Source organism: Dolichospermum sp. UHCC 0259, from assembly GCF_009711935.1.
In the GTDB taxonomy this organism is placed as follows: domain Bacteria; phylum Cyanobacteriota; class Cyanobacteriia; order Cyanobacteriales; family Nostocaceae; genus Dolichospermum.
This window is the reverse complement of the sequence record NZ_VIKX01000075.1, coordinates 1-5,234: the sequence shown is the minus strand read 5'-3', so window position 1 is coordinate 5,234 and position 5,234 is coordinate 1. Positions and strand designations below refer to the sequence as shown.

General features: G+C 38.3%; 4 protein-coding genes. 1 reads left to right on the top strand and 3 read right to left on the bottom strand.

Annotated elements, in window-relative coordinates; all coding sequences use genetic code 11:
• Nucleotides 1-15 precede the first annotated feature (15 nt).
• The 3 genes from FJR05_RS06095 to nifJ all read right to left on the bottom strand — a co-directional run bounded on the left by FJR05_RS06095 (nt 16) and on the right by nifJ (nt 4,485).
• Complete coding sequence (locus FJR05_RS06095) at nt 16-399, bottom strand: hypothetical protein (protein ID WP_168643296.1); 384 nt, start codon at nt 397-399, stop codon at nt 16-18.
• A gap of 13 nt (nt 400-412) precedes the next feature.
• Complete coding sequence (locus FJR05_RS06090; protein ID WP_371416825.1) at nt 413-766, bottom strand: papain fold toxin domain-containing protein; 354 nt, start codon at nt 764-766, stop codon at nt 413-415.
• Nucleotides 767-933: 167 nt separating this feature from the next.
• The gene (gene nifJ / locus FJR05_RS06085) at nt 934-4,485 is read right to left on the bottom strand and encodes a pyruvate:ferredoxin (flavodoxin) oxidoreductase (RefSeq protein ID WP_168643295.1); all 3,552 of its coding nucleotides are present in this window, start codon (nt 4,483-4,485) and stop codon (nt 934-936) included.
• Nucleotides 4,486-4,902: 417 nt separating this feature from the next.
• Here nifJ and FJR05_RS06080 point away from each other — a divergent pair, with 417 nt between their 5' ends.
• Nucleotides 4,903-5,223, top strand: a complete 321-nt coding sequence (locus FJR05_RS06080; protein WP_254446768.1) for an FAD-dependent oxidoreductase — start codon at nt 4,903-4,905, stop codon at nt 5,221-5,223.
• The last annotated feature ends 11 nt before the right edge of the window (nt 5,224-5,234 follow it).

The window sequence follows — 5,234 nt, the reverse complement described above, 5'->3', positions numbered from 1 at the left end:
CTACTTCTACCTACCCTATAAACTCTCGAAAGTGGGGGGAGAGTGAAAAACTACGTTGTAACTTCTAAACCTCCTTCCTTTCCTTTTTGTATGAGAAAATTCTTCAAATAGCTTGAAAAAGTTATAAAAAGCTGCTGTTTCATCAATAGAATTTAAGAGAATAATACTATCCCATCCTTTACTATCACTAATATTATATTTACGCTGTATCCATTCTTGAAATTGATCAAACTCTTTTTCTTGTTCTGTACGTGGTAATCCTAATTCCATTCTCGCTTGACCATAGCCAACCAATAACATATTTAGTCGAGTAATAGAACAGTTTCCTAAATACATTCCTGGTCTTTGCTTAATTCTGTCTAATAGATGATGAAGGTATTCATTTTTTACGTCTAACATTACTTTCAATCTCCTAAAATTCTAATTCTGCAATTTGAAATTGTTGACCAAAATGTAATAGCCCTTGAAACAAGAGATTTGCCATCCATTCTTCTCTATCAATTCCTATAGAATGATGGTTATCAAAAACTGTTTCTATACCATTAATAATAATCACAATTCCTTGATGACGACCATTAGTAGAGATAGCTTCTTCAGGAAATGTCTCATCATAAATAAAACTGTTTGCTCCTGTAGATGCTCCTGTATATAGTTTAATCAACTTCCCATGAATTCTTTGAGAAATTAAGTAACTTTTAATTGCTTCAGTACATTCAACACATTTAAAGTTTTCATAACTGCTGGCAATAGCTTGAATTTGATAAATTTGTTCAGCGTTAATGGAAATAGAACTAACTCCTTTGGTAGTGCAATAGTTTAGGTTAATAAAATCTGACTAAATATTACTAAAATAATAACACATATTTATTTCATATTCAAAATCTATGGTGAACCGAAAAATCCCCGACTTCTTTGAGAAGTCGGGGATCTAAATTACCTATTCGCTAAATATTGATACATTTCCCATCTTGCATTAACTTCCATTTGCGCTTGTTCTAGCAACAACTTCGCAACTTCCGGTTTACTCTTCGTCAACATCTTAAATCGGTTCTCTTGGTACATTGATTTTTCCACCGATTCAGAAGGCGCTTTCATATCCAATTGTAGGGGGTTCTTACCCTCATTTTGTAATGCCGGATTATAGCGATATAACAACCATCTTCCTGAGTCTACTAACGCCTTTTGCTGATGTAAACCTGTGGTCATATCAATACCGTGAGCAATACAATGACTGTAGGCAATTATGATTGATGGCCCATCGAAAGCTTCCGCTTCTAAAAATGCTTTGAGTGTATGTTCATCTTTCGCACCTAACGCCACACTCGCCACATAAACATTACCATAAGTCATCGCCATTAAACCCAAATCTTTCTTTGGTGCAGGTTTTCCACCGGTCGCATATTTCGCAACTGCGGCTTTAGGAGTAGCTTTAGAAGATTGTCCTCCGGTGTTAGAATAAACTTCTGTATCCATCACCAAAATGTTCACATTGCGACCTGTAGAAATCACATGATCAATACCACCAAAGTCTATATCATACGCCCAACCATCACCCCCAACTATCCACACACTTTTCTTGACTAAATAATCAGCGAGGGATTTGAGATTTTGGATTTTGGATTTGAGATTTGCGTCGTTTGTAGTTTCTGCAATCTCATCTAATTTATGTTGAAGAATAACAATTCTTTCCCGTTGATCCCAAATATCCGCTTCGGTTTTTTGTTCAGCTTTGAGGATAGCATTAACTAAATTATCGCCAATTTCACTACTTAACTGTAGCAATAATTCCCCTGCAAATTCCGCTTGTTTGTCTATAGATAAACGATAACCAAAACCAAATTCGGCGTTATCTTCAAATAAACTATTGGACCATGCTGGACCTCTTCCGTCAGCGTTTTGACTCCAGGGAGTTGTCGGGAGATTTCCACCATAAATGGAAGAACAACCGGTGGCGTTGGCAACGAGTGAGCGATCGCCAAACAATTGTGTTAATAATTTAAGGTAGGGCGTTTCTCCGCAACCAGCACAAGCACCGGAAAATTCAAACAACGGTTCTTGTAATTGCTGCTGACGAATTTGGTTTACTTTCAACTTTGTGCGATCGGGATTTGGTAGACTCAAAAAGAAATTCCAATTTTCCCTTTCTTGTTCCCGCAACGGTAATTGCGGACTCATATTAATCGCCTTGCGGGTGGGTTCTGCTTTGTTTTTGGCAGGACAGATACTCACGCAAATTTCACAGCCTGTACAGTCTTCTGGGGCTACCTGAATGGTGAATTTCTGGTTAGCAAAGTCCTTATCTTTGGCGTTAGTTGATTTGAAAGTTATCGGTGCATTGACTAACTCACTGGGTTGATAAGCTTTCGCACGAATAGCAGCATGAGGACAAACCATCACACATTTACCGCATTGAACGCAGACATCACCATCCCAAACGGGGATTTCTTCAGCAACGTTGCGTTTTTCCCATTTTGCAGTACCACTGGGGAAAGTTCCGTCCGCAGGTAAAGCACTGACAGGTAAATCATCACCTTCCCAGACCATGATTTTGCTAAGAACATTCTCGACAAATTTGGGTTTGGTAATTGCTAATTGCCTTTCTTCCCTATTACCTCTTACCAATGACCTATTACCAACTTCATGAAGATTTTCTAAGGTGTTGTCTACCGCTTTTAAATTCATGTTGACGACTTCTACGCCTTTTTTACCATAGGTTTTTTCTATGGCTTGTTTGATTTTACTAATGGCTTCTTTTTCTGGCAATACCCCCGCTAAAGCAAAGAAACAGACCTGCATAATCGTGTTAATTCTGTGTCCCATACCACTATTTTTTGCCACTTGACTAGCATTAATAGTGTAAACTTTCAGGTTCTTGTCAATAATTTGCTGTTGAACTTTTGGAGGTAGATTTTCCCAAACCTTATCAGCATCATAAGGACTATTTAACAGCAAAGTCGCTCCCGGTGCAGCAGCTTTTAAGATATCAATACTTTCCACAAATCCCCAATGGTGACAACCGATGAAATTAGCTTTATCTATCAGGTAAGTTGAGCGAATTGTTCCAGTTCCAAACCGCAGGTGAGAAACTGTCATTGAACCGGACTTTTTAGAATCATAAACAAAGTAACCTTGGGCATTATTTTCTGTACCTTCCCCGATGATTTTGATCGAGTTCTTATTTGCCCCTACTGTACCATCTGAACCTAAACCATAGAACATTGCCCGAACTACATGATCTGGTTCTGTAGAAAAATTGGAGTCAAAATTCAAAGAAGTGAAACTGACATCATCATTAATCCCAATTGTGAAATGATTCTTGGGTTTAATTTGAGTCAGATTATCAAATACACTCTTCACCATTGCGGGAGTAAATTCCTTAGAAGAAAGTCCATATCTTCCCCCCACAATTTTCGGGAATGTAGTTTTTTTCCAACCTTCATAAATAGCTGTCACCACATCTAAATATAAAGGTTCTCCTGCACTTCCAGCTTCTTTAGTTCTATCAAGAACAGCAATAGATTTAACACTATTTGGTAATGCTTCTATAAATCTGGCAACATCAAAAGGACGGAAAAGCCGCACTTTGATAACTCCAACTTTTTCCCCTTGGTTGTTGAGATAATCTACAGTTTCATGGACAGTTTCACAACCAGAACCCATAATCACAATTACTCTTTCTGCGTTAGGTGCGCCATGATATTCATAGAGTTTGTAATATCTGCCTGTGCGTTCTCCAAACTTATCCATAATCTTTTGGACAATGTCAGCACAAACATTGTAATAAGGGTTTGCACCTTCACGAGATTGAAAATAAACATCGGGATTTTGTGCCGTTCCTCTTATTACTGGTTTATCTGGAGTTAAGGAACGTTGACGATGTGCTAATATTGATTCAAAAGGAATAAGTTCCTGTAAATCTTCATCAGATAATAATTCAACTTTCTGCACTTCATGGGATGTTCTAAACCCATCAAAAAAGTGCATAAATGGTACTATTGCTGCTAAAGTTGCAGCATGAGAAATAAGCGCAAAATCATGACTTTCCTGTACAGAAGCCGAACACAAAAAAGCGAAACCAGTCGCTCTTGCAGCCATAACATCACTATGATCACCGAAAATAGATAAGGCGTGTGTAGCTAAAGAACGGGCAGAAACATGAAGGACAAAACTGGTTAATTCTCCGGCAATTTTGTACAAGTTAGGAATCATTAATAATAATCCCTGGGAAGCGGTGAAAGTTGTACTTAACGCCCCCGTTTGTAATGCCCCATGTACCGCAGCAGCAGCCCCTCCTTCACTTTGCATTTGGGTGACACTGGGAACTGTTCCCCATAAATTGGGTTTATTCTCCGACATCCAAGCATCAGCCCATTCACCCATATTTGAAGATGGGGTGATAGGATAAATGGCAATGACTTCATTTAATTTGTAAGCTATACGGGCAACAGCTTCGTTACCATCAATGGTGGCATAAGATTTGTTCATGATTTCCTTCTGTGTGTCTTTTCTGGTTGTTTAAACTGTATGCAGAGAAACCAAAAAGATAAGCATTGAAAATAGCTAAAGTCAGGAAGTGAATTTGTAATATTTTCTACAGTTTTATTAATTGTGAATTATTAATTATGAATTATTTTGACTTCTAGCCAATATTCTAATTATAGCAGGTGGTAAATATCCGATCTACTTTTGAGATGTACGGAATTTGTTCAAAACTCAAATAGGAGTCCTATATGAAGGTTTGATGATTGTCATGGGGTGGAGGTACGGGAAGTTTTCGGATAGCAATTCTCATGTTGAAACTAGGTACAGGGTTAGGCGATTTTATTTTTATTTAACAAATAGTCTCTCAAACCGGGGTTAAAATCAAAACGCTTATCCAATTGAGAATACGAAACTTTACTTATGCTCAATCCAGTACCAGTCCAAGATAATAATGTCAATATTTTAGTAATTGGCGCAGGAGTAAGCGGTCTAACAACCGCTATTTGTCTGAGAGAAGCTGGTTTTAATGTGATTATTGTTGCAGACCGTTTCACCCCCGATTTAACCTCTGTTGTCGCAGGTGCGTTGTGGGAATGGCCACCAGCAGTTTGTGGTCGTCATGGAACTCCCAGATCACTAGAACGCTCTAAAGAGTGGTGTATGACCGCCTATCATAAGTTCAAAGAAATACACGCAGGTAGTTTTTCACTCTCCCCCCACTTTCGAGAGTTTATAGGGTAGGTAGAAGTAGG